Origin of the sequence: Rhizobium bangladeshense (assembly GCF_017357245.1) — a bacterium.
In the GTDB taxonomy this organism is placed as follows: Bacteria; Pseudomonadota; Alphaproteobacteria; order Rhizobiales; family Rhizobiaceae; genus Rhizobium; species Rhizobium bangladeshense.
Genome location: NZ_CP071612.1, coordinates 3,429,533 through 3,454,304, shown reverse-complemented (window position 1 = coordinate 3,454,304; position 24,772 = coordinate 3,429,533). Strand labels below are relative to the sequence as shown.

Genomic DNA, 24,772 nt, shown 5'->3' with positions numbered 1-24,772 from the left:
CGAAAGGAGAGTTTGATATGCAGGGACTTTTCTTCGAAGCGGATGCCGGTCCCCTTGTGGCGATCCGTGTCATCGTCTTGCTCTTAGGCTTCTGGACGGCTTGGCGCGCTGGCAAAGCGGTTGCCGAGGGCTGGGGCGACTATCCGCTGGTCATCGTCTACACATTTCTGCTCGCCTGGGCGATGCAGTTCCTGCATCATGCCTTGTTCAATGGGCCGATGCTCAACGCCTTTTACTATATCCTCGACTTCGTGACGCTGCTGGTCTTCTCGACGGCCGGCTTCCGCTACCGCCGCACCAATCAAATGGTCAACAACTATTACTGGCTGTACGAAAAAACTTCCGCGTTTTCGTGGAAGGACAAACATTGACAGTCCGTTGAAACTAGGCATGAATTGCCTTCAGAGTGGAACAGCTTTCCTGGCGCAGTCAATGGTGGGTAATGCGTCGGGCCTTGGACCGGAACCCGCCCAAAAATTGGGAGTAACAATATGAAGAAGTCTCTTCTGTCGGCAGTGGCTCTGACGGCGATGGTCGCCTTCAGCGGCAACGCTTGGGCCGACGTCCTCATCGCCGTGGCTGGTCCGCTGACCGGCCCGAACGCCGCTTTCGGCGCTCAGCTTCAGAAGGGTGCCGAGCAGGCGGCTGCCGACATCAACGCTGCCGGCGGCATCAACGGCGAGCAGATCAAGATCGAGCTCGGCGACGACGTCTCCGACCCGAAGCAGGGCATTTCGGTCGCTAACAAATTCGTTGCCGACGGCGTCAAGTTCGTCATCGGCCACTTCAACTCGGGCGTTTCCATCCCGGCTTCGGAAGTCTACGCCGAAAACGGCATTCTCGAAATCACCCCGGCCGCCACGAACCCGAAGTTCACCGAGCGCGGCCTCTGGAACACGTTCCGCACCTGCGGCCGTGACGACCAGCAGGGCGCCATTGCCGGCAAGTATCTTGCCGACCACTTCAAGGACGCCAAGATCGCCGTCGTCCATGACAAGACCCCCTACGGTCAGGGCCTCGCCGACGAAACCAAGAAGGCCATGAATGCCGCTGGTGTCACGGAAGCCATGTACGAAGGCATCAACGTCGGCGACAAGGACTTCTCGGCCCTCATCGCCAAGATGAAGGAAGCCGGTGTCTCGATCATCTATTGGGGCGGTCTGCACACCGAAGCCGGTCTCATCATCCGTCAGGCCGCCGACCAGGGCCTGAAGGCAACGCTGGTTTCGGGCGATGGTATCGTTTCGAACGAACTGGCATCGATCGCTGGCGACGCCGTTGCCGGGACCCTGAACACCTTCGGCCCCGATCCGACGCTGAACCCGGCCAACAAGGAACTCGTCGAAAAGTTCAAGGCTGCCGGTTTCAATCCTGAAGCCTACACGCTCTATTCCTACGCCGCGATGCAGGCGATCGCCGGTGCTGCCAAGGCTGCCGGTTCGCTCGATCCTGAAGCCGTCGCCACGGCGATGAAGGAAAAGGGTCCGTTCCCGACCGTTCTCGGCGACATCTCGTTCGACGAAAAGGGCGACCCGAAAATTCCTGGTTACATCATGTACGAATGGAAGAAGGGCCCGGACGGCAAGTACACCTACGTCCCGCAGGGCATGTAAGCTTTACTTCCTTTCCGAGAATATGATCATTGAAGCCCGGTTTCGACCGGGCTTCTTTTTTGGCAGCACTTCACCACCGCGGACGCGGCGCTGGCTTGCACGGATGGAGAAGTGGAATCTGCTGCCGCATGTCGGCGGTGCGGCGGAGGAGACGCGAACCACGGAGGGCCCTCGGCTATCCCTCACATCTCATGCAGGACATGCGTCGCCTTGACTGCGGCCGATGCCCGGTTTTCCACGCCGAGCTTCACGTAGATCTGCTCGAGGTGTTTGTTCACGGTGCGCGCCGACAGTCCCAGTATTTCGCCGATATCGCGGTTGGCTTTGCCCTTGGCAATCCAGAGCAGCACTTCGGATTCCCGTTGCGTGAGCGAGAAGCGCTGGCGCAGCACCTCATCATCGCTGCGCTGGCTGGCGGCGGTAAGACGGAAGAGATATTCGTCCGGGCCGATCGCGCCGAGGAAGGCGAGCTGCAGCGCAGCCTGGCCAGCATCGGTGATCGAGATGATGCCATCGCGCGCTGCTGCCATGCGGTCGCGCATCCAGCCAGCGATTTGGCGGACGACGATCTCCATGCCGTCGTCGCTGCCCAAGGCGGCATTGACCAGCCGCGTCGCCTGCGGCGTCGACCAATGAATGGCGCCATCGCCCTTGACAGCCAGCAAATGGCGGCCAGCGGCATCGAGTGCAACACGGGCGCTCTGGGTCGAGCGTGCATTGCGCAGGTGAACGCGGATGCGGGCGCGCAGTTCGTCGATGTTGATCGGCTTGCTGAGGTAGTCGACGCCGCCGGATTCCAGCGCATGCACGACATGCTCGGTTTCCGTCAGGCCGGTCATGAAGATGACCGGCACCTGGGCGACGGCGGCATTCGCCTTCAGCCTGCGGCAGGTCTCGAAGCCGTCCATCACAGGCATGACGGCGTCGAGCAGGATGAGATCGGGCGTGATCCGCTCTACGATGCCAAGTGCCGCCGTGCCCGAGGTGGCGATCAGAACGGAGAAGCCGGACTGTTCGAGCGCATCTGTGAGGAAGCCGAGCGCTTCGGGCGAGTCGTCGACAAGCAGAACAATGTCGCGAGGGAGGGCCGGCTCAGCCAATGTATTCCACCTTTTCGTCGAAGTCGTTTAGGAAGGTCATGAAGCCGGCTAAATCGAAGGCGGCGACATAGGGTCGAAGAGCTTCCGTGAATGGCCGATTTTCCTCCAGGTTGGCAAGGTCCGAAAGCTTGGCTTCGATGCCCCTGATGTAGCCGATCTCGCCGAGCCGCAGCAATTCCTGCACATGGGCAGCACCCGGGCTCAGCATCGGCGCTTCGGTCTTTGCAGGAGCGATGGGCGCCTCATCGGCATAGACCCAGTTCAGGCCGAGATGCAAAGCGAGCCTGTCGCGCAGCTGGCGGATATCGACCGGTTTGCCGATGGCATCATTGTGGCTGTCGTCGCTATCGCTCAGAACCATCGCATCGCCGATATTGGCCGAAAGCATCAGCACCGGCGCTGTCTGGCCGGCCTCGCGCAGGCGCGAGACGAGCTGCCAGCCGCTCATGCCGGGCATCAGTATATCCACGAGGAAGAGATCGGGCATGATGCCGTCGATCAGCGTCAGGCATTCCGCACCTCCTGCCGCCGTGAGCACGGTGAAATCGAGCGGCGCGAGGATTTCGCGCATCATCTCGCGGTGATCCTCATTGTCATCGACGACGACGATCGTGCGGCGCGGGCCGTCGTAGCCGGCGATGCGTTTTTCCTGCGGCGGCGCGGCGGCGCGCATGACGGCGGACAGCATCAACCGCACGCGGAAGGTCGAACCTTCGTCCTTGACGCTCGAAACCGCAATCTCGCCGCCGAGCGTGTTGGTCAGAAGTCGCGTAATGGTAAGGCCGAGGCCAAGGCCAGGCATCGGCCGCACCATGTCTGCCTCGCCCCGCTGGAAGGGTTCGTAGATGCGCGTCAGGTCCTTCTCGGCGATGCCGCGGCCGGTATCGGTGACGGTGAAGGTCGCAACCTGGCTCCGGTAGCCGACATCGAAGGTGACGCTGCCCTCGTCGGTGAACTTGATGGCATTGGAGAGCAGGTTGACGAGGATCTGGCGCAGCCGCTTTTCATCGGTGCGGACGAATTGCGGCAGGGCTGGCGAGCGCTCATGCAAGAAGGCAAGCCCCTTTGCCTGCGCCTGCGGGCGGAACAACTCGATGATCTGGTCGAGGAAATCCTGGATGTTGGTCTCATTGGAGTAGACCTGCAGGCGGCCGGCCTCGATCTTGGAGATGTCGAGAAGACCATCGATCAGGCCGGAGAGATGCTCGGCGCTGCGGCGGATGACTTTGATCGAGGATTGGCGCGGCGCCGGGATCGTCTCGTCGCGCTCGAGGATCTGGGCATAGCCAAGCACGGCGTTCAGCGGCGTGCGCAGTTCGTGGCTGAGGCCGACGACATAGCGGCTCTTGGCGCGGTTGGCGGCTTCGGCCGTTTCCTTGGCATTCTGCAGGGCGGCGTCGGTCTTCTTGTGGGCGGCGATCTCCTTGAGCAGCAGCGTGTTCTGGCGCGAGGACTCCTCCTCTGCGACGACGCGGCTGTCATGGGCGAGCACATAGAACCAGCAGACGACGCCTGAAATTACCGAGAAGACGAAGAAGACGATGAGGATGGTGCGGTTGACGACTTCGGCCGTCTCGGGCGAGGCGGAGGCGACCTGATGGGCGATCATCGCCAGGATCGCACCGATGGCGGTCAGCGCCAGCGCGACAGCGATGCCATAGCGTCCGAGGCGCGTCGTCAGCTTGCCGATGACGCTTTCCGGCAGCAGCGTCCTAGCGACGGTGCCGACCTGCGCGTTGAAACGGGCCGCCGGCTTGCACATGTCGTGGCAGCGGCTGTCCAGCGAGCAGCAGAGCGAGCAGATCGGCGCGGCGTATGCCGGGCACCATGCCATATCTTCCGGCTCGAAAGGATGTTCGCAGACCGAGCAGGTGATGCTCGTCAGCTTCTTCCAGCTCTGGCGCGGTTTGCGGGCGAGATAGAATTTGCCATTCGTCGCCCAGGCGAGCGTAGGCGTGGCGATGAGCGCGATGACGAGGGTGATATAGGGTGCGAGCGAAGCGGCTGTCTCGCCGAAAGCGCCGAAATGGGCGACCAGCGATACCGTTGCCGACAGCGTCATGGCGCCTAGGCCGACCGGGTTGATATCGTAGAGATGGGCGCGCTTGAATTCGATTCCGGGAGGGGCGAGCCCCAGCGGCTTGTTGATGAAAAGATCGGCTGATATCGTGCAGAGCCAGGCCATGGCGATGATCGAGAAGATGCCGAGCGTCTCTTCCAGTAGCCTGTAGATGCCGAGCTCCATCAAAAGCAGCGCGATCGCGACGTTGAACACCAGCCAGATAACGCGGCCGGGATGGCTGTGTGTCAGTCGCGAGAAGAAATTCGACCAGGCTAGCGATCCGGCATAGGCGTTCATCACGTTGATTTTCAGCTGCGAGACAACGACAAAGGCCGCCATCAACAGCAGTGCGGCGTTGTGCCAGGGAACCATGTAGCCGAAGGCGGTCAGATACATCTGCGCCGGATCGGCGGCACGGTCGAGAGGCACGCCCGAGGTGAAGGTCAGCACGACAAGGAACGAGCCAGCAAGCAGTTTCGGCGCCCCGATGATGACCCAGCCAGGACCGGCGAGGAAGACGGCGAGGCGATGGCGCCACTTGCGCTGCGGGACCGGCGGCAGGAAGCGCAGGAAATCGGCCTGTTCGCCGATCTGCGACATCAGCGCCAGGATAACGGCGGAAGCTGCGCCGAATTCAACCAAATCAAATTCGGCGACGGTTCCCGGAGGGCCGGAGGCGTCGCGGATGCCGGCGAAGGCGCGCCAGAGATCGAACTTTTCCCAGTCCATGAAGGCGATGAAGATGAAGGGCAGGATGTTCAACACGATCCAGAAGGGCTGGGTCATCAGCTGGAACTTGCTGATCAGCCGTACGCCGTGCGTCACCAGCGGAATTACCATGACGGCGCTGATGATATAGCCGATCCAGAGCGGTATGCCGAGGGTGAGTTCCAGCGCCCCGGACATGATCGAGGCTTCGATCGCAAACAGCATGAAGGTGAAGCTCGCATAGATCAGCGAGGTGATGGTCGAGCCGATATAGCCGAAGCCGGCGCCGCGCGTCAGAAGATCGATGTCGACGCCGTGACGGATGGCATAGCGACTGATCGGCCATCCGATCGCAAGCATGGCAATCGAGGCGCCGATGATGGCATAGAAGGCATTCGTGGTGCCGTATGAGAGGGTGATCGCGCCACCGATCGCCTCCAGCGCCAGGAACGAAATCGCGCCGATCGCCGTCTGCGAAATGCGCTCGGAGGAGAAATGCCGGGCGCTCTTTGCGGTAAACCGCAACGCGTAATCTTCCAGCGTCTGATTGGCGACCCAGCGATTATATTCGCGTCTCACCGGAATGATGCGTTGACGCGCTGTCATGCCCTCTTTCCGGCGCTCCGGTTAGCTTATCGTCTTCCGGGCAGTTTTGGCGGGATGAGCGGGAAAGGCAAGAGGCGGAACACCGGCGGGTTCACAGAACGGCGATATTTTTGAAAGCGGTCTGTCGCATGAGCGCTCTAACTCTCGCGCTGTTCGTTCAACCATTACACCAATGTCTGCTTTGAGCCTTTGCCGCCTCAGTGCAGCCCGACCTCGGCCAGCCTGACGATCAGCGGATAATTCCACCGGCAATCGGAACGCCATGCTCTGGGGCGGGGCGCCCCTCCTCCTCTTACATGCGCGTTTGCCCCCTGCGCCTACGTCATTTTGCGTATGTGTTTTCGCGCTGCAGCACCCGATAGTCCCATCGGCAACAGTAATTTCCGTTTCCGGCCTGTTGCGGAACAAGAGAGGGGAGTTCAATCAGATGAATCTCAAAACCACAATTGCAGGTGCCGCGCTCAGTGCCGTCATGGCGGCGTCGGCTGCCTTCAGCGGTGCGGTTGCTGCAGACGATACGATCAAGGTCGGTGTGCTGCATTCGCTGTCCGGCACGATGGCGATATCCGAAACCACACTGAAAGACGCCATGCTGATGCTCATCGACGAGCAGAACAAGAAGGGCGGCCTTCTGGGCAAGAAGCTCGAAGCCGTCGTCGTCGATCCGGCCTCCGACTGGCCGCTCTTTGCCGAAAAGGCACGCGAACTGATCGAAAAGGACAAGGTTGCCGCCGTCTTCGGCTGCTGGACGTCGTCCTCGCGCAAATCCGTCCTGCCCGTCTTCGAAGAGCTGAACTCGCTCCTCTTTTATCCCGTGCAGTATGAGGGCGAGGAATCGTCGCGCAACATCTTCTATACGGGTGCGGCTCCGAACCAGCAGGCGATCCCGGCTGTCGACTATCTGATGAACACCGAGGGCGTGAAGCGTTTCGTGCTCGAAGGCACCGACTACGTCTATCCCCGCACGACCAACAAGATTCTTGCAGCCTATCTCGAATCCAAGGGCATCCCGAAGGAAGACATTCTCGTAAACTACACGCCGTTCGGCTTCTCCGACTGGCAGACCGAGGTGGCCAAGATCAAGCAATTCGGCTCGGCCGGCAAGAAGACCGCCGTCGTCTCCACCATCAACGGTGACGCCAACGTTCCTTTCTACAAGGAGCTCGGCAACCAAGGCATCAAAGCGACCGACATCCCGGTCGTAGCCTTCTCGGTCGGCGAAGAAGAGCTTGCCGGTCTCGATACCAAGCCGCTCGTCGGCCATCTCGCCGCCTGGAACTACTTCGAGTCCGTTGAAAGCCCGGCCAACAAGAAGTTCATCAAGGAATGGCATGCCTTCACCAAGAACGACAAGCGCGTGACGAACGACCCAATGGAAGCCGCCTATATCGGCTTTAACGCTTGGGTGAAGGCCGTCCAGGCCGCCGGCACCACCAATACCGATGCCGTTCTCGACACCATTATCGGCGTCACCGTTCCGAACCTCTCGGGCGGCTATGCCACCGTCATGCCGAACCATCACATCACCAAGCCGGTGCTGATCGGTGAAATCCAGGCCGATGGCCAGTTCGAAATCGTCCAGCAGACGCCCGCCGTCGTCGGCGACGAATGGTCCGACTACCTGCCCGACTCCAAGGACCTGATCTCCGATTGGCGCAAGCCTCTCTCCTGCGGCAACTTCAATGTCGCGACCGGCAAGTGCGGCGGCAAGGGCTCCTGAGCAGGGCCCAACCGTTGACAGCCCGAAGACTTCCGCCCGGAGCTGATCCGGGCGGAAGCTCCGTCCTTACCGCTGTGCCGCAAGGCCGACGACAATCCAGGCGAGAGAGCCGATGTTTCGCGCCATCAAGATTTTCCTTCTGACTTTTTGCCTGATGCTTTCGGGCCTCACTCTTTCGGTAAGCAGCCTTCGCGCCGAGGGCGACGTGCACACTCTCGTCGATGCGCTCGGCGTCGGCGGCTTTCCCGAGCGCGACGCGGCCATCCGGGCGCTCGCCGCTTCGGGGGATCCGCAGGTCAGCCAGATCCTGCAGCAGTTGAGCGATGGCCAGCTCTACGTCAATTCGGAAGGCGGTCCCGTTCTTGTTCTGGGCGGCACGGATGACGAGCCTGTCTATTCCGATCCGATAACCGGCGAGGCGGTCGCCGATGTCGACCCCGACATGATGTCGAAGGTCAAGATCAACAATGCGCTGCGCACCACGATCACGACGTTGATGAGCCAGCTGACGCTTCTGAGCCCGGATCGCTCCGCGCGGCTCGCTGCGGCTGAGGGCATGCTCAGGGATGCCGATCCCGCCAATCTCGATCTTCTGAACTCGGCTCTTTCGGGCGAGAAGGACGGCGAGATCAAAAACACGATGGAAGCGGCGCGCGCCGTGATGACGCTGAAGAGCGATGCCGGCAGCGAGGAAAAGAAAGCCGCGATCGATACGATCGCCACCCGCGGCGGTCGCGATGCGTTGACGATCCTGACGACGGCGATGGCAAGTGCGCCTGATGATCTGAAACCCGCGATCCAGGCGGAGATCAATGCAATCAACCGCGACCTGGCGCTCTGGGATGTCGTCCAGAACGTCTGGTACGGCCTGTCGCTCGGCTCGGTGCTGCTGCTGGCCGCGATCGGCCTTGCCATCACCTTCGGCGTCATGGGCGTCATCAACATGGCGCATGGCGAGATGGTGATGATCGGCGCATACACGACCTATGTCGTGCAGGAAACAATCGCTTCGGCCTTCCCCTCGCTTGCCGATCATACGCTGGCATTCGCCGTGCCGGCCGCCTTCATCTTCACCGGCTTCGTCGGCCTCGTTATCGAACGATCGGTAATCCGCTATCTCTACGGCCGGCCGCTGGAAACCCTGCTTGCCACCTGGGGCGTTTCGCTGATCCTGCAGCAGGCAATCCGGAGCTATTTCGGCCCGACCAATCGCGAGGTCCGCAATCCAAGCTGGATGTCCGGCGCCTTCGATTTCGGCGGTCTCGTCATCACCTGGAACCGGCTCTGGATCATCGTTTTCTCGCTGGTGGTATTCCTGACGCTCTTGATGCTGCTCAAGCGCTCTGCTTTCGGTTTGCAGATGCGGGCGGTGACGCAGAACCGGCGCATGGCCTCGTCGATGGGCATCCGGACCGGCTGGGTCGATGCCTTCACCTTCGCGCTCGGCTCCGGCATCGCCGGAATGGCCGGCGTGGCGCTCTCGCAGATCGACAATGTCTCGCCGAACCTCGGCCAGAACTACATCATCGACAGCTTCATGGTCGTCGTCTTCGGCGGCGTCGGCAATCTCTGGGGCACGTTGGTTGGCGCGCTGTCGCTCGGTGTCGTCAACAAGTTCCTCGAGCCCTTCGCCGGCGCCGTCCTCGGCAAGATCCTGGTGCTCGTCCTCATCATTCTCTTCATCCAGAAGCGCCCGCGCGGGCTCTTCGCACTCAAAGGAAGGGCGGTGGAAGCATGATAACGGCCTTCCTTCTCCGGTCTCTCGATCGCAGGATCTCCTTCGCCGTCGCCCTGCTGCTGGCGATCGCCATTCTCGTGCCGGCGCTGAACCTTGCGACCGGCCCCAGCCATCCGCTGCACGTGCCGACCTACATCATGGCACTATTCGGCAAGTATCTTACCTATGCGCTGCTGGCGCTGGCGCTCGATCTCGTCTGGGGTTTCTGCGGCATCCTTTCGCTCGGCCACGGCGCCTTCTTTGCACTCGGCGGTTATGCGATGGGCATGTATCTGATGCGCCAGATCGGTCCCCGCGGTGTCTACGGCGACCCGATCCTGCCGGACTTCATGGTGTTCCTGAACTGGAAGGAATTGCCCTGGTTCTGGTACGGCTTCGATCAGTTCTGGTTCGCGGCCCTGATGGTGCTCCTCGTGCCCGGTCTGCTCGCCTTCGTCTTCGGCTGGTTCGCCTTCCGCTCGCGCGTCAACGGCGTCTATCTCTCGATCATCACCCAGGCGATGACCTATGCGCTGTTGCTTGCCTTCTTCCGCAACGACATGGGTTTCGGCGGCAATAACGGCATGACCGATTTCAAGGACATCCTCGGCTTCAACATCCAGGCCAATGGCACGCGCGCCAGCCTCTTTGCCGCGACCGCGATCTTCCTGGCGCTGTCGCTCGCGATCGCCTCGGCGATCGTGCGTTCGAAGTTCGGCAAGGTGCTCGTCGGCGTGCGCGATGCGGAAAGTCGCACCCGCTTCCTCGGCTACCGCGTCGAGCATTTCAAGCTCTTCACCTTCGTCGTCTCGGCGATGATGGCGGGCATCGCCGGCGCGCTCTATGTGCCGCAGGTGGGCATCATCAATCCCGGCGAATTCGCGCCTGCCAATTCGATCGAGGTCGTCATCTGGACGGCGGTCGGCGGACGGGGGACGCTGATCGGGCCGATCATCGGCGCGATCCTCGTCAATGGCGGCAAGACCATCTTTACCGGCCTCTTCCCGGAAATCTGGCTGTTTGCGCTCGGCGGCCTCTTCGTCGCCGTCACGCTGTTCCTGCCGAAGGGCGTAGTCGGCACGATCACCCACCATCTCGGCAGGCGGAAAGCCGTCTCCGAGGCTGCGCCGCCAGCGACGCAGGAAGACGGCATCGAGCCGAAAATCCAGGCAGCGGAGTGAACTCCATGATTCCCGACGTCAAACCGAACAGCGTGCTCTATCTCAGCGGCGTCTCCGTTTCCTTCGATGGTTTCAAGGCGCTGAATTCCTTGTCGATCGTCATCGAACCCGGCGAACTGCGCGCCATCATCGGCCCGAATGGCGCCGGCAAGACGACGATGATGGACATCATCACCGGCAAGACCCGGCCCGATGAGGGCGAGGTGTTCTTCAATGGTACCATCGATCTTACGACCAAGGATGAGGCTGACATCGCTCAGCTCGGCATCGGCCGAAAATTCCAGAAGCCGACGGTATTCGAAAGCCACACGGTCTGGGACAATCTGGAATTGGCGCTGAACCGCCGGCGCGGAGTGTTTTCGACGCTGTTATACCGGCTTTCGGGCGAAGACAGGGCGCGCATCGAAGAGATCCTGGAAACGGTGCGGCTGACGCACCGGCACGACGAGCTGGCCGCCAATCTCTCGCACGGGCAGAAGCAGTGGCTCGAGATCGGCATGCTCCTGGCGCAAGAGCCGAAGCTGCTCCTCGTCGACGAGCCTGTTGCCGGCATGACGGATGCGGAGACGGCGGAGACTGCGGTCCTGCTCAAGAATATTGCCAAGACCCGGTCGGTCGTCGTCGTCGAACACGACATGGGCTTCATCCGTGACCTCGGCGTCAAAGTTACCTGCCTCGCGGAAGGGTCGGTGCTCGCGGAAGGGTCGATCGATTTCGTGAGTTCGGATCCGAAGGTGATCGAGAACTATCTGGGGCGGTGACCAGTGCAACTTGAAGGCTTGAACCCGACGACAGAACAAGCTCTAAAACGAGGGGGTTTTATCGTGGGGTTTCAGCATGGCTTTTCTCGGTATTCTGGTCGCCGCGGTCAGCGGTGCGGTCATCTGGTATTGGCGTTTCAAAATGGTGCGTGAGGCGGGAAACGAGATCATCGATTCCGTCGAGCGGATGCGGGGTGCTTATAAGCGCGGAAAGCGCCGCAAGCAGGCGGAGGCGGCGCCGCTGGCTTCGATTGCTGATCCGGCGATTGCGGCGGTGGCCTTCTTCTTCTGCCTTGCCAAGGAGAAGCCGATGTATGCCGACGCGGCGAAGGATGTCATCCGCGGCCGCATGAAAGGCATCTTGCGGCCGGGCGACATGGAAGAGGTTCTGGTTTTCGGCGAGTGGGCGTCCAAGAACGTCACCAGTCCCGAAGATCCGATCCGCCGGTTCCGGGACCTCTGGATGAAGACGCTCGACATGGAGGAGCGTCAGCAACTGATCGGTATTGCCGAGGATGTGGCCGCTGTCGGCGGCGAGAGAACGAAAGAACAGGACTACGCCCTGCAGACGCTGAGGCGTAGCCTGATGAACTGATGGGAACGGGTAAACGGATGCTGACAGTCGAAAACGCAAATCTGCATTATGGCGCGGCGCAGGCTTTGCGCGGCATCTCCATCAAGGCGGAGATGGGCAAGATCACCTGCGTGCTGGGCCGCAACGGCGTCGGCAAGAGCTCGCTGTTGCGCGCTGTCACCGGCCAGCACCCGCTGTCGGCCGGCACCGTCACCTTCAACGATACGAAGCTTAACGGTTTGCCGCCCTTTGCCCGTGCCAAGCACGGCATCGGCTACGTGCCGCAGGGACGCGAAATCTTTCCGCTGCTTACCGTGAAGGAAAATCTCGAAACCGGCTTTGCGCCGCTTGGCCGCCGCGACCGCAATATTCCCGACGACATCTTCAGTCTGTTCCCGGTTCTGAAATCGATGCTGTCGCGTCGCGGCGGCGATCTTTCCGGCGGACAGCAGCAGCAGTTGGCGATCGGACGCGCCATGGTGACACGGCCGAGAATTCTCGTGCTCGACGAGCCTACGGAGGGTATCCAGCCCTCGATCATCAAGGATATCGGCCGGGCGATCCGATATCTCCGCGATTCCACCGGCATGGCGATCCTGCTCGTCGAACAATATCTGGATTTCTGCCGGGAGCTTGCCGACTATGTCTACATCATGGATCGGGGCGAGATCGTGCATCAAGGGCCCGCCGAGACGCTGGATACGCCGGAGGCGCGCCGTCATCTGACTGTCTGATCGGCAAATGCCTCATTTAACAGCAGAGGGAGCAGCGGCGCACTGGTCTCTTGCGCGCGCCGTGAGGCCCGGTCGGGCGGCACGAGAATTGCTTGCATTCCGTCATCCTCGCGATTGAATGGAACTCCGATCGCGCGACCGAAAGGAACGATATGACGATCGCGGCGGCAAGTTCGAGACCGCAAAGAGCGGAGGGACGCGGGCATCTGGCGGCAAGGCTGCTCGATGGCCGCACGCGCATCCGTGAGCTCTATCAGGAAGGCGCGGCGAAGATCCGTCTGCCCGATACTTTCGATGGTTCGATGGAAGCCGTCATCATCAACACATCAGGCGGGCTGACCGGCGGCGACCGGATGAATTGGAGCGTCGTTGCCGGCGCCGGCACGAAGATCGATGTCACCACCCAGGCCTGTGAGAAGATCTATAGGGCATCGGCTGGAACCGCCGAGGTGACGACCCGCATCGAAGTTGGAGCGGGAGCGCGCGTCGACTGGCTGCCGCAGGAGACGATCCTCTTCGACCGCGCCTCACTATTCCGCCGGCTCGATGTCGATCTTGACGAGCGCGGCGAATTCCTGGCCGTCGAGGCGGTGCTGCTCGGCCGCAAGGCGATGGGCGAGGCGGTGGAGACGGGGCTCTTTCGCGACCGCTGGCGTATCCGCCGTTCGGGCCGGCTGATCCATGCCGAGGAGCTCCGGCTTTCCGAGCGCGTCGCGGCATTGGCAGCGCGCCAGGCGGTGCTCGGCGGGCAGGTCGCGTTCGCGACGCTGCTATATGCCGGTCCGCTAGCAGAAGCCTATCTCGGCCGGGTGCGGCCGCTCGTCGAAGGGCCGATGGGCGGCGCAAGCGCCTGGAACGACAAGCTCGTTGTGCGCCTTGCCGCAGCCGACGGCTTCTCGCTCAGAAATGTCCTGATCCCGGTCATTTCCACCTTGCGCAATGGTGCGCCTGTGCCGAAAGTCTGGAATCTATGAATTCAAGCACGAAGCAGATGGGCAAGCAATGAACCTCACTCCGAGAGAAAAAGACAAGCTGCTGATATCGATGGCGGCGATGGTGGCGCGGCGGCGGCTAGAGCGCGGCGTCAAGCTGAACTATCCCGAAGCGATTGCGCTGATCAGCGATTTCGTCGTCGAAGGCGCTCGCGACGGCCGTCCGGTCGCCGAGCTGATGGAGGCTGGCGCCCATGTGATCGGTCGCGACCAAGTGATGGAGGGCGTTGCCGAAATGATCCACGACGTGCAGGTGGAGGCGACCTTCCCAGATGGCACCAAGCTCGTCACCGTGCACGAACCGATCAGGTAAGGAGAGGATATGCTGGAGCTCAGGCCCAATTGCGAATGTTGCGACAAGGATCTGCCGCCGGAGAGCATGGAGGCGCGGATCTGCACCTATGAATGCACCTTCTGCGCCGATTGCGTTGACGGTGTGCTGAAAGGTCTCTGCCCAAATTGCGGCGGCAATCTCGTCGCCAGGCCCATCCGGCCGGCCGCCATGCTTGCCAAAAATCCGGCGTCGACGAAACGTGTGCTGAAGGCCGAGGGCTGCACGCCCAGGGCGGCTTAAGGAGAACTGGATGATTCCGGGCGAAATCATTGCCGCTAGCGGCGACATCGAACTCAATGCCGGCGCGCCGACAATCACGCTGGAGGTTTCCAATACGGGCGATCGGCCGGTGCAGGTCGGCAGCCATTATCATTTCGCTGAGACCAATGCCGGGCTTTCTTTCGACCGCGCGGCGGCGCATGGCAAGCGGCTCGATATTCCGGCGGGAACCGCCGTACGCTTTGAGCCCGGGCAGACGCGCTCGGTGACGCTGATCCCGCTTTCAGGCAAGCGCGAGGTCTATGGCTTTCGTCAGCTGGTAATGGGCAAGCTTTAGAAGACCGGGAGGGATGGAATGCGTTTGAACATCTGCCTCATCGGGGCGGCAATGTTGCTGGTTTCAGGCGCGGCCTCTGCCGAGGATATCGACTGCCAGAATCCCAAGACGCAATCGGACATGACTTCCTGCGAAGCGGCACGTCATGAGACTGCCGACAAGGCGCTGAACGAACAATATAAGAAGACGCGTGCCGCCATGATTGCGATCGACAAGGATCTCGATGGTGACATGAAGGGTGCCGAAAAGGCGCTGGTCAAAGCCCAACGCGCTTGGATTGACTATCGCGACGCCCAATGCGACGCCTTCGGCTTTCAGGCCCGCGGCGGCACGATGGAGCCGATGCTGGTTGCTGGATGCCTGGCCGAAGAGACGGATAAACGCACGAAAGAGCTGAAAGAGCTCGAAGACGCGATGAGCAACTAAGGTGATGAAAAAGATCGTGATCGTCGGCAATGGCGAGGTCGGAGAAGGACAGGCAGGCATTATCGACGCTGCCGATTTCGTCATCCGCTTCAACGATTGCCGCTCCTACGGGGCGGGCGGGAGCCGCACCGATGCCGTGGCGGTCTGCAATACTGGCCGACCGGCAAAGGCAATGCTCTGCTCGCCTGAGTGGCGCGCTCATCCCGGCGTCGTTGCGGCGCGCGAAATCTGGAGCGTACGTGATCCGGAAAGGTTCGCCGCGATGCGGGCGCCGCTTGCCGTCTCGCATCCTGATCTCGACGATTTCTGCGACGACTATACGGATGCATTCAGCGCCTTCTGTGCCGACACCGGCAAGACGCATATCGTCATCGATAAATCCGTTCATGCGTCAGTCGACGCCTCGCTTTCGGCCTTTGCGACCGCGCCCTATGTCGTGCCGAGCAGCGGCATGATCGTCATTGCCGAGGTGCTGAACAAATTTGTCGACGCCGAGGTAATGTTGGCCGGCTTCGGTCATGTTGGCTGGGAATGGCACCCGTTCGCGGCTGAAAGGCAATTGGTCGATAGCTATGTTGCCGCCGGCCGGCTCACGCGGCTCAGCGGAAAAATACTTGTTTCTTCCTTCTAAGGAGCCTGATGGATGCCCTATAAGATCTCGCGCGCCGCTTATGCCGGCATGTTCGGACCGACCACCGGCGATAAGGTGCGCCTTGCCGATACGGAGCTCTTCATCGAGATCGAGAGGGATTTCACCACCTATGGCGAGGAGGTGAAGTTCGGAGGCGGCAAGGTGATCCGTGATGGCATGGGCCAGAGCCAGGTGACGCGAGCGGACGGCGCGGTTGATACCGTCATTACCAATGCCGTGATCTTGGATCATTCGGGAATCTACAAAGCCGATATCGGGCTCAGGAACGGTCGCATCGTCGCGATCGGCAAGGCGGGCAATCCCGACATGCAGCCCGGCGTCAATATCATCGTCGGTCCCGGCACGGAGGCGATTGCCGCCGAAGGCAAGATTGTCACCGCGGGCGGCATGGACAGCCATATCCACTTCATCGCGCCGCAGCAAATCGAGGAAGCCCTGATGTCAGGCATGACCTGCATGCTCGGCGGCGGCACCGGGCCGGCGCATGGCACGCTCGCCACGACCTGCACGCCCGGCCCCTGGCATCTCGCGAGAATGATCGAAGCGGCGGACGCTTTCCCGATGAACCTTGCCTTTGCCGGCAAGGGCAATGCCTCGCTGCCGGGTGCGCTCACCGAAATGGTGCTTGCCGGTGCCACCTCGCTGAAACTTCACGAGGACTGGGGCACGACGCCGGGCGCCATCGACTGCTGCCTGTCGGTCGCCGATGAATACGATGTGCAGGTGATGATCCACACCGACACGCTGAACGAAAGCGGCTTTGTTGAGGATACGATCGGCGCCATCAAGGGCCGCACCATTCATGCCTTCCACACGGAAGGCGCGGGCGGCGGGCATGCGCCCGATATCATCAAGATTTGCGGCCAGCAGAACGTTATCCCGTCCTCTACCAATCCGACGCGGCCCTATACGGTCAATACCATTGCCGAACATCTCGACATGCTGATGGTCTGCCATCACCTGTCGCCGTCGATCCCCGAGGATATCGCTTTTGCCGAAAGCCGCATTCGCAAGGAGACGATCGCCGCCGAAGACATTCTGCATGATATCGGCGCCTTCTCGATCATCTCCTCAGATAGTCAGGCCATGGGCCGCGTCGGCGAGGTGGCGATCCGCACCTGGCAGACGGCCGACAAGATGAAGCGCCAGCGCGGCCGGCTGAAAGAGGAAAAGGGGGACAACGACAATTTCCGCGTACGCCGCTATATCGCCAAATACACGATCAATCCGGCGATCGCCCATGGCCTCAGCCATGAGATCGGCTCGGTCGAGATCGGCAAGCGGGCCGACCTCGTGCTCTGGAACCCGGCCTTTTTTGGCGTGAAGCCCGACATGGTGCTACTCGGCGGCTCGATTGCCGCCGCTCCGATGGGCGATCCGAACGCCTCGATCCCGACGCCGCAGCCGGTGCACTATCGGCCGATGTTCGCTTCCTATGGCCGCAGCCTCACCAGTTCTTCCGTGACCTTCGTCAGCCAGGCCTCGCTCGATGCCGGTCTGAAGGGCCGGCTCGGGGTCGCGAAGGAACTCGTGGCGGTGAAGAATACGCGCGGCGGCATCTCCAAGGCGTCGATGATTCACAACGACCTGACGCCAGCGATCGAGGTCGATCCGGAGACCTATGAAGTCAGGGCAAACGGCGAATTGCTGACCTGCGAACCGGCAACGGTGCTGCCGATGGCGCAGCGTTATTTCCTGTTTTAGGCCATTCTTTCGTGCGCGCCGGGCGGCTGATGAGGACGGGGACCCGCTGGCTGTTGCGGGTCCTATTCCTGCTCCTGGTTATGGCGGCGGGAGGGACGTTCATTCCCCGGCCGCTGATTGCGCCGGTCAAGGCGTCGTCCGCAGCCCACCGGGTCCTTCTGCTGTCGGGGCCGATTCATACCGACATTGCCATTCCGCTCGATGAGGAGACGCGGGCGGCCTTTTCCTTCCTCGATGATCCCGATTTTCCACTCAGTCATCCAAATGCAGAATGGCTCGTGGTCGGCTGGGGCGGCCGCGCCTTTTACCTGGAAACACCGACCTGGGCTGAGGTGAAGCCACTCCCGGTGCTACGGGCGCTGACGATCGATCGTTCGGTTCTGCATCTGGATCTCGCGGGCCATATTGCTGAGCCGCACCCGGCCGTTACGGCATTCGATATCGGTGATCATGAACTGACGCGGCTTCGTCGCTTCATCGCTGACAGCTTCGTCCGCAACGCGGGGCAGATCGCGCCGATACCGGATGCCGGTTACGGGGAGGTCGACCGGTTTTTTGAAGCCAAGGGATACTTCAACGCCCTCTTCGGCTGCAACACCTGGACCGCCGCTGCACTTCGCTCGGCGGGGCTTCGGACAGGCTTTTGGAACCCGCTTCCACAATCACTGCGATTATCTGTCAGTGTCTACAATTGACGCGTCCTCCGGCCGATCCGCGCTTAAACGCAATTGTGAATGGATTCCCCATTCGGTTGTAAAAATCGGAGAGAAAACCTGCGTTTTCCCCAAATAGACCATTCTGGAACAACCCGGCTTCGAAACCCGAAAAAAATATTATCTTTCAGACACTTAAGTACTCCTATACCTTGTTCGATTCAGGGATTGGAAGCTTGCAGCCCATGCTAGAAAAAATCTGCGCGGCGAATCGTCCAGAACCGTTCGGATTTTAACGAGTCGATTAAGACACCCGCAGCAATTGGGCTTCTATCAATGCCTTGAAACGCCGGGCAGGAAGGTCGATTCTGATGAGAAACTGGATGTCGCTGCAGGCCGATTTCGGCAATTTTCAATATCGCAGGAACGTCTATGTCTTTGCGTTGAAGATGAGCTTTCTTGCCGTCATTCTCTCCGGCGCCATCATCGCGCTGACAATACCGCCGCTCGGTTTTCTTGGGTTGCTGCCGGTGACGCTTTCGCATGCGATCGGCTTTGGCGCCATTTTCTCCTGGCTCGTCGGCGGAACCGTTTCCGGCATGCTGTCGCTGGCGGCGGGTTTTACAATGCATGAGCTGACGCTGTCGCGGGCGGAGTTCGAAAAGCTCAGCCGCACCGACACGCTCTCCGGACTCCTGAACCGGCGCGCCTTCACCGAAGCGCTGGACAGGACCGAAGGCGATGCCTCGCTCGTCATCTTCGATGTCGACCGCTTCAAGGCGATCAACGATCGCTTCGGTCACGCCTGCGGCGATGCCGTCATCACGGCGGTCTCGGCGGTGCTGCTCTCCGCCTTCGACGAATTGTCCGTCGTCGCGCGCCTGGGCGGGGAGGAGTTCGGCGTCATCGTCTCCGGCGAACCGCTGGAGGCGCGGCTGGAGCGGATCGAGGCGGTGCGGGCGAATATTGCCGGCAGGCCGATCGTGGCGGATGGGTGTCAGATCGCCATCACCATTTCCGGCGGCGTTGCCGATCTTGTCGCCGGGCGCAACAAGCAGCAGGTCTATGCTTCGGCAGACCGGGCGCTTTATCTCGCCAAGGCACTCGGACGCAACCGCGTCGTGCATGAGCGGGAGGGATTGCATCACGCCTGGCACGGGCTTGCCGAACCCCGTGCCGACGCCGAGGGCAGGGGGCTGGGCAGCGACAACGTGATGCAGGCCTACGGAATATAAAAGCCGATCTCCCATACGAAAGGCCATTGGTGCTTGCATCAGCAAGAGCTATTTTGCATGTTCGCCCTTTCAGCAAAACGGACATGTCATGCAGCGCGTCACCTCCTATCTTCCTGCCGGAACCCCTTCCTCGCATCCGACCGCTCAGGTCAAGCTGCCGCATGACCTGCGCCATTTGCGTCGCAAACTGCTGCATCTGGAAAATGGCGAGATGGTCATGCTCGATCTCAAGGATCCGGTGCTCTTCGCCAATGGCGACCTTCTCGTGCGGGAGGACGGGGAGCTGATCGAGATCCTGGCCGCCGACGAGAAGCTCTTCGAAATTCGCGGACGCGACCGCACGCATCTGGTCGAGCTGGCCTGGCATCTCGGCAACCGTCATCTCGCCGCGCAGATCGAGGAAGACCGCATCGTCATCCTGCGCGACCATGTCATACGCACCATGCTGCAGGGGCTTGGCGCCACCGTCCTCGATATCGAGGAACCCTTCCAGCCGGCGCGGGGAGCCTATCATTCCCATGGCGGGCATTCGCATGATCACGGACATGCTCACCATGACCACGGGCACCACCATGACCACGGGCATGATCATGGGCACGATCACGATCATGATCATGGCCACAAGCACGACTGAGGCGCGATGACTGGAGATCGCGAGTTGCAGGCCGTGCTGCGCCTGACGGCATGGCTTTCACCGGCCTTTCCCATCGGTGGTTTTGCCTATTCGAGCGGATTGGAGCGTGCGGTGGCGGACGGGCTGGTCACCGATGCGGCTTCGCTTGCGGAGTGGATCGGAACGCTGATCGGCCACGGCTCGACCTGGAACGATGCTGTGCTTCTGGCCGAGAGCCACAGGCGCCAGGCGGAAGCGGCACGCCTTGCCGAGATTGCCGCACTCGCCGAGGCTCTTGCCGGATCGCGCGAGCGTCATCAGGAAACCATACTGCTCGGCGAGGCCTTCCTCGCGGCGGCGCGGGCCTGGCCGGACGCGGTCTTCCAAAGGCTGCCTGGCAAGACCGCCTATCCCATCGTGGTCGGAGCGGTTGCGGGCGCGCATGGCATAAGGCCTGAGAAGGTGCTCGCGGTCTTCCTGCATGCCTATGCCTCGCAAGCGGTTTCAGCAGGCATCCGCCTCGGCGTCGCTGGGCAAGCGAGCGGCGTTGCCGTGCTTGCCGGTCTTGAAGAGCACATAGCGAAGGTGGCGCGGCGGGCGGCAGGATCGACGCTCGATGATCTCGGTTCGGCAACGGTCCAGGCCGATATCGCCATCCTGCGCCACGAAACTCAAACTACGCGGCTTTTCCGCTCGTAGCGGACCAAATTATCCATGCAACTGCGTCATTTGACGGTGGCGCGCGCGTGCGGCGTCGCTATCATCGGCATCCTATTGGAGTACAACATATGAAATCGAGAAACGGACCCTTGCGCGTCGGAATCGGCGGCCCGGTCGGCTCTGGCAAGACGGCGCTGACGGAAAAGCTCTGCAAGGCGATGCGCGACGATTATTCCGTCGCCGTCGTCACCAACGACATCTACACGACCGAGGATGCGGAGGCGCTGGTGCGCATGCAGGCATTGCCTTCGGACCGCATTGTCGGTGTCGAGACGGGCGGCTGTCCGCATACCGCCATTCGCGAGGATGCGACGATCAATCTTCAGGCGATCGCGAGTCTCAACGAGCGTATCCCCGATCTGGACGTCGTCTTCATCGAGTCCGGCGGCGACAATCTGGCGGCGACCTTTTCGCCCGATCTAGCCGATATTACCATCTATGTGATCTCCGTCTGCCAGGGCGAGGAAATCCCGCGCAAGGGCGGACCCGGCATTACCCGCTCCGACCTGCTCGTCATCAACAAGAAGGATCTGGCGCCCCATGTCGGCGCCGATCTCGAGGTGATGGATCGGGATGCGGCGCGCATGCGCGCTAGCCGCCCTTTCGTCTTCTCCGACATGAAGCGCGGCGACGGCGTCAGCTCGATCGTCAGCTTTTTGAGAGAGCAGGGCGGCCTCTGAGCGGCAAGCCCGCAGCAGGCCGAAGTCGCTGACGGCGACGAGGGTGATAAAACAAAAGGGGCCGGGAAATCGCTCCCAGCCCGTAGTTATTTCTTCGGTTTCGCTCACTCCGCCGCAAAGGGCGGCAGGCGGAGCACATTGGTGTCGTTGGCGTTGGCGCTCTTGCGCTTGCCCTCCGGCTTTTCGATCGCTGTGAGCCGCTCGTCCAAAGCGTCGATGTCGCTGCGGTTCTCGCGGGTCACGCGGGTGAGATCCTCGCGCGACAGCGGCAGGTCCTCCTCGTCTTTCCTGCCGACCAGGCGGCCGAACATCCAGCCGAGCAGGCGGGACAGATCGTCCATGATCAGGAAGAAAGACGGTACGACAACGAGCGAGAGCACCGTCGAGACGATGATGCCGCCGATCACCGCAATCGCCATCGGCGCGCGGAACGAGCCGCCTTCGCCGACGCCGAGTGCCGAAGGCAGCATGCCTGCCGACATGGCGATCGACGTCATGATGATCGGCCGTGCGCGTTTGCGGCCGGCTTCGACCATGGCTTCCACCCGAGGCATGCCCTGATGGCGCATTTCGATTGCGAAATCGACCAGCAGGATGGCATTCTTGGTGACGATGCCCATCAGCATCAGAATACCGATCATCACGGGCATGGACAGCGGATTGCTGGTGATGATCAGGCCTGCCGCGACGCCGCCGATGGCGAGCGGTAGCGAGAACAGGATGGTGAAGGGCTGGATGACGTCCTTGAAGAGCAGGATCAGCACCGTCAGCACTAGCAGGAGGCCCATCAACATGGCGTTGACAAAGCTCTGCTGCATCTCGGTCTGCACCTTCGTATCGCCGCTTTCGGCAAGATGCACCGTGGCCGGGATGTTTGCCGCCTGGACGATCTCGCGGAACCGGGCCGAAGCCGTGTCGAGCGCCACACCCTGCGGCAGATCGGAGCCGATCGAGACGACGCGGTTACGGTTGTTGCGCTTGATCGAGCTTACGCCTTCCGAATAATCGATATTGGCGACGCTCGATAGCGGAACGGTGCTGCCGCTCGCGGTCTGGATCTTCAGCGCCCGGATGGCGGCAAGGTCGCGGCGCATGTCGAGCGCCGCCTGCACGCGGATCGGAATCTGGCGATCGTCGAGCGAGATCTTGGCGAGAGCCGCATCCACATCGCCAATGGTGGCGACGCGGATCGTCTCGGAGATCTGCTGCGGCGTGATGCCGAGGCGGGCGGCCTCGTCCTTGCGCGGGTAAACCTGCAGTTCCGGACGGGGCAGGGCGCCGTCGGCGCTGACATTGGCGAGCAGCGGGTCGGCGCGAAGCTTCGATTCCAGAATGCCGACGGCGTCGTTCAGGTCCTTCTCGTTCTTGGAGAGGAAGTTGAAGGAGAGGTCACGTTCGCCACGGTCGTTGAGCTTCAGGATATGAACGTCGGGAATGTCGCGCAGCTTGGCGAAGACTTCCTTTTCAATGTCCCATTGCGGGCGCTCACGGCCATGGACCTCCACCTTCGGCAGCATTGGCCCAATGAACGGGATGACGCCGAAGACGTCGTTGACCACCTTCTTCACCAGCGACTGATCGAGTTTGTGAAGCGCCAGCGTGATGGTCGCACGACGCAGTTCGAGATCACCCTTCGGCGATGCGCCGCCGAGGACGAAGACGCTTTCGACGCCGTTGATGTCCTTGACCCTGTCATAGATCGCCTTCGTCGTCTTCTCGGTGTCGTCGAGCCGCGCATTGGGCGGCAGTTCGACGGAGAGAACGATGCGCGAGGCATCTTCCGGCGGCAGGAAGCTGCCGGGAACCTTCATCAGCAGCATAACTGAACCGACGAGAAAGCCAATCGCCGCAAGCAATGTCAGATATCTCGAATATTTATGTCCCGTCGTGGCGCGGATCAGGCGCGTATAGCCCTTCATCAGCAGACTGTCATTGTCGTGATGGTCGTCCACGCCGTCTTCGGCGCGCATGAGGTAGGCGGCCATCATCGGGGTGATGAGGCGCGCCACCATCAGCGAGAAGAAGACGGAGAAGGCGACGGTCAGACCGAACTGGATGAAGTATTGACCCGGAATGCCAGGCATGAAGGAAACCGGCACGAAAACGGCGATGATCGTGAACGTCGTGGCGATGACTGCAAGTCCGATTTCATCCGCCGCCTCGATCGCCGCCCGGTAGGGCGTCTTGCCCATCTTGATATGACGGGCGATGTTCTCGATTTCAACGATGGCGTCGTCGACCAGGATACCCGTTGCGAGAGTCAAAGCGAGGAAGCTGACGAGGTTCAGCGAGAAACCCATGATATCCATGACCCAGAAGGTCGGGATCGCAGACAGCGGCAGCGCGATGGCCGAGATCAGCGTCGCTCGCCAGTTCTTCAGGAACAGAAGGACAACGATGACAGCAAGCAGCGCGCCTTCGAGCAATGTGTGGATCGCGGCTTCGTAGTTGCCGTAGGTGAAATAGACCGAATCGTCGATCATCTCGATCTTCACATTCGGGTTTTCTCCTCGCACCTTGTCGAGGCTCTGCGCCACGGTCTCGGCGACACTGACCTCGCTGGCGCCCTTAGAGCGGAAGACGCCGAAGGTTACAACAGGCGTATCGTTGAAGCGCGAGAAGGATTTCGGCTCCTCATAGGTGTCCTTGATGACGCCGAGATCGGACAGCTTGACGAAGCGTCCGCTCGGCAGCGCAATCGTCGTGTCTGCAAGCTCAGCGACGTTGCGGGCGTCGCCAAGAACGCGGATCGCCTGTTCGCTGCCTGCCACCTGACCGCGACCGGAGCCAAGGTCGATGTTGGTGCCGCGCAGCTGCTGGTTCACGCTTGCGGCGGTGATGCCGTAAGCATCGAGCTTGCCGGGCGTGAGTTCGATGCGCACTTCGCGCTCCGCGCCACCGTATCGGTCGACGCGGCCGATACCGGCTTGGCCCTGCAGCGCGCGCTTGATCGTATCGTCGACGAACCAGGACAGTTCTTCTAGCGACATGTCGGGAGAGGAAACGGCAAAGCTCTGGATTGCCTGACCTTCGACATCGACCTTGGTGACGATCGGGGTTTCGGCCGTTGCCGGCAGATCACTGCGGATGCGGTCGATCGCGTCCTTTACGTCCTGTACGGCCTGTTCCGTCGGTATTTCCATCCGGAACATGACGTTGGTCTGCGAGCTGCCATCGGTTACGGTCGACTGGATTTCGTCGATGCCGGTGATCGAGGCGATCGCGTCTTCGATCTCCTTTGTCACCTGCATTTCCAATTCGGCCGGCGAAGCGCCGCTCTGCGTGACGCTGATCGAAACGAGCGGCACGTCGATGTTCGGGAAGCGCGTGATCGGCAGCGTGTTGAAGGACTGGATGCCGATGAAGATCAGCAGGCAGAAGGCCAGGAGCGGCGCGATGGGGTTTCGAATGGACCAGGCTGAGAAATTCAT

General features: G+C 61.3%; 23 protein-coding genes. 20 read left to right on the top strand and 3 right to left on the bottom strand.

All coding sequences use genetic code 11. The annotated features are described in order from the left end of the window. The first annotated feature begins 17 nt into the window (after positions 1-17). Both J2J98_RS16775 and J2J98_RS16770 read left to right on the top strand, forming a co-directional pair. On the top strand, positions 18-371 hold the full coding sequence (locus J2J98_RS16775; RefSeq protein WP_064706003.1) for a DUF6867 family protein: 354 nt from the start codon (positions 18-20) through the stop codon (positions 369-371). A 120-nt stretch (positions 372-491) separates the two neighbouring features. Beyond that, positions 492-1,613, top strand: a complete 1,122-nt coding sequence (locus tag J2J98_RS16770) for a branched-chain amino acid ABC transporter substrate-binding protein (protein WP_064706002.1) — start codon at positions 492-494, stop codon at positions 1,611-1,613. Positions 1,614-1,795: 182 nt separating this feature from the next. Here J2J98_RS16770 and J2J98_RS16765 read toward each other — a convergent pair whose 3' ends face one another. Together J2J98_RS16765 and J2J98_RS16760 are read right to left on the bottom strand one after the other, a co-directional pair. Further along, the gene (locus J2J98_RS16765; RefSeq protein WP_207601643.1) at positions 1,796-2,713 is read right to left on the bottom strand and encodes a response regulator transcription factor; all 918 of its coding nucleotides are present in this window, start codon (positions 2,711-2,713) and stop codon (positions 1,796-1,798) included. After that, positions 2,706-6,089, bottom strand: a complete 3,384-nt coding sequence (locus tag J2J98_RS16760) for a hybrid sensor histidine kinase/response regulator (RefSeq protein WP_207601642.1) — start codon at positions 6,087-6,089, stop codon at positions 2,706-2,708. Before J2J98_RS16760 ends, J2J98_RS16765 begins: the two co-directional genes overlap by 8 nt. Positions 6,090-6,516: 427 nt before the next feature. On the opposite strand from J2J98_RS16760, the gene urtA reads away from it, so the two are divergent. The 18 genes from urtA to ureG all read left to right on the top strand — a co-directional run bounded on the left by urtA (position 6,517) and on the right by ureG (position 21,341). Next, the gene (gene urtA / locus J2J98_RS16755; protein ID WP_064705999.1) at positions 6,517-7,809 is read left to right on the top strand and encodes an urea ABC transporter substrate-binding protein; all 1,293 of its coding nucleotides are present in this window, start codon (positions 6,517-6,519) and stop codon (positions 7,807-7,809) included. Between the two features lie 112 nt (positions 7,810-7,921). Next, positions 7,922-9,547, top strand: a complete 1,626-nt coding sequence (gene urtB, locus J2J98_RS16750; protein ID WP_207601641.1) for an urea ABC transporter permease subunit UrtB — start codon at positions 7,922-7,924, stop codon at positions 9,545-9,547. After that, positions 9,544-10,707 (top strand): urea ABC transporter permease subunit UrtC, encoded by a 1,164-nt coding sequence (gene urtC, locus J2J98_RS16745; RefSeq protein WP_207601640.1) that lies wholly within the window; start codon positions 9,544-9,546, stop codon positions 10,705-10,707. Before urtB ends, urtC begins: the two co-directional genes overlap by 4 nt. Positions 10,708-10,712: 5 nt before the next feature. Next, positions 10,713-11,468, top strand: coding sequence for an urea ABC transporter ATP-binding protein UrtD (gene urtD, locus J2J98_RS16740; RefSeq protein WP_207601639.1), 756 nt, complete (start codon positions 10,713-10,715; stop codon positions 11,466-11,468). A 76-nt stretch (positions 11,469-11,544) separates the two neighbouring features. Then, on the top strand, positions 11,545-12,063 hold the full coding sequence (locus J2J98_RS16735; RefSeq protein WP_064705996.1) for a hypothetical protein: 519 nt from the start codon (positions 11,545-11,547) through the stop codon (positions 12,061-12,063). A 17-nt stretch (positions 12,064-12,080) separates the two neighbouring features. Continuing rightward, complete coding sequence (gene urtE, locus J2J98_RS16730; protein ID WP_207601638.1) at positions 12,081-12,776, top strand: urea ABC transporter ATP-binding subunit UrtE; 696 nt, start codon at positions 12,081-12,083, stop codon at positions 12,774-12,776. A 152-nt stretch (positions 12,777-12,928) separates the two neighbouring features. Continuing rightward, entirely contained in the window at positions 12,929-13,750 is an 822-nt protein-coding gene (locus J2J98_RS16725) for an urease accessory protein UreD (RefSeq protein ID WP_207603156.1), read from the top strand. Positions 13,751-13,778: 28 nt separating this feature from the next. Next, positions 13,779-14,081 (top strand): urease subunit gamma, encoded by a 303-nt coding sequence (locus tag J2J98_RS16720; RefSeq protein ID WP_064695492.1) that lies wholly within the window; start codon positions 13,779-13,781, stop codon positions 14,079-14,081. A 9-nt stretch (positions 14,082-14,090) separates the two neighbouring features. After that, positions 14,091-14,342, top strand: coding sequence for a DUF1272 domain-containing protein (locus J2J98_RS16715; RefSeq protein WP_207601637.1), 252 nt, complete (start codon positions 14,091-14,093; stop codon positions 14,340-14,342). A 10-nt stretch (positions 14,343-14,352) separates the two neighbouring features. Beyond that, the gene (locus J2J98_RS16710; RefSeq protein WP_064711360.1) at positions 14,353-14,658 is read left to right on the top strand and encodes an urease subunit beta; all 306 of its coding nucleotides are present in this window, start codon (positions 14,353-14,355) and stop codon (positions 14,656-14,658) included. Positions 14,659-14,676: 18 nt separating this feature from the next. Beyond that, a complete protein-coding gene (locus tag J2J98_RS16705; protein ID WP_207601636.1) occupies positions 14,677-15,084 on the top strand; it encodes a lysozyme inhibitor LprI family protein in 408 nt (135 codons plus the stop codon). A 16-nt stretch (positions 15,085-15,100) separates the two neighbouring features. Further along, positions 15,101-15,715, top strand: coding sequence for a Urease operon accessory protein (locus J2J98_RS16700; protein ID WP_207603155.1), 615 nt, complete (start codon positions 15,101-15,103; stop codon positions 15,713-15,715). Between the two features lie 12 nt (positions 15,716-15,727). Beyond that, positions 15,728-17,440: an urease subunit alpha gene (ureC, locus tag J2J98_RS16695; protein ID WP_207601635.1), complete on the top strand. Its 1,713-nt coding sequence runs from the start codon at positions 15,728-15,730 to the stop codon at positions 17,438-17,440. Between the two features lie 29 nt (positions 17,441-17,469). After that, positions 17,470-18,135, top strand: a complete 666-nt coding sequence (locus tag J2J98_RS16690) for a TIGR02117 family protein (RefSeq protein ID WP_207603154.1) — start codon at positions 17,470-17,472, stop codon at positions 18,133-18,135. Positions 18,136-18,464: 329 nt separating this feature from the next. After that, a complete protein-coding gene (locus J2J98_RS16685) occupies positions 18,465-19,328 on the top strand; it encodes a GGDEF domain-containing protein (RefSeq protein ID WP_138396448.1) in 864 nt (287 codons plus the stop codon). A gap of 88 nt (positions 19,329-19,416) precedes the next feature. Continuing rightward, complete coding sequence (gene ureE, locus J2J98_RS16680; RefSeq protein WP_138396447.1) at positions 19,417-19,962, top strand: urease accessory protein UreE; 546 nt, start codon at positions 19,417-19,419, stop codon at positions 19,960-19,962. A gap of 6 nt (positions 19,963-19,968) precedes the next feature. Further along, on the top strand, positions 19,969-20,640 hold the full coding sequence (locus J2J98_RS16675; protein WP_138396446.1) for an urease accessory protein UreF: 672 nt from the start codon (positions 19,969-19,971) through the stop codon (positions 20,638-20,640). An 89-nt stretch (positions 20,641-20,729) separates the two neighbouring features. Continuing rightward, positions 20,730-21,341: an urease accessory protein UreG gene (gene ureG / locus J2J98_RS16670; protein WP_064705985.1), complete on the top strand. Its 612-nt coding sequence runs from the start codon at positions 20,730-20,732 to the stop codon at positions 21,339-21,341. 104 nt (positions 21,342-21,445) lie between these two features. Here the strand turns inward: ureG and J2J98_RS16665 are convergent, their stop codons facing one another. Next, entirely contained in the window at positions 21,446-24,772 is a 3,327-nt protein-coding gene (locus tag J2J98_RS16665; protein WP_064705984.1) for an efflux RND transporter permease subunit, read from the bottom strand.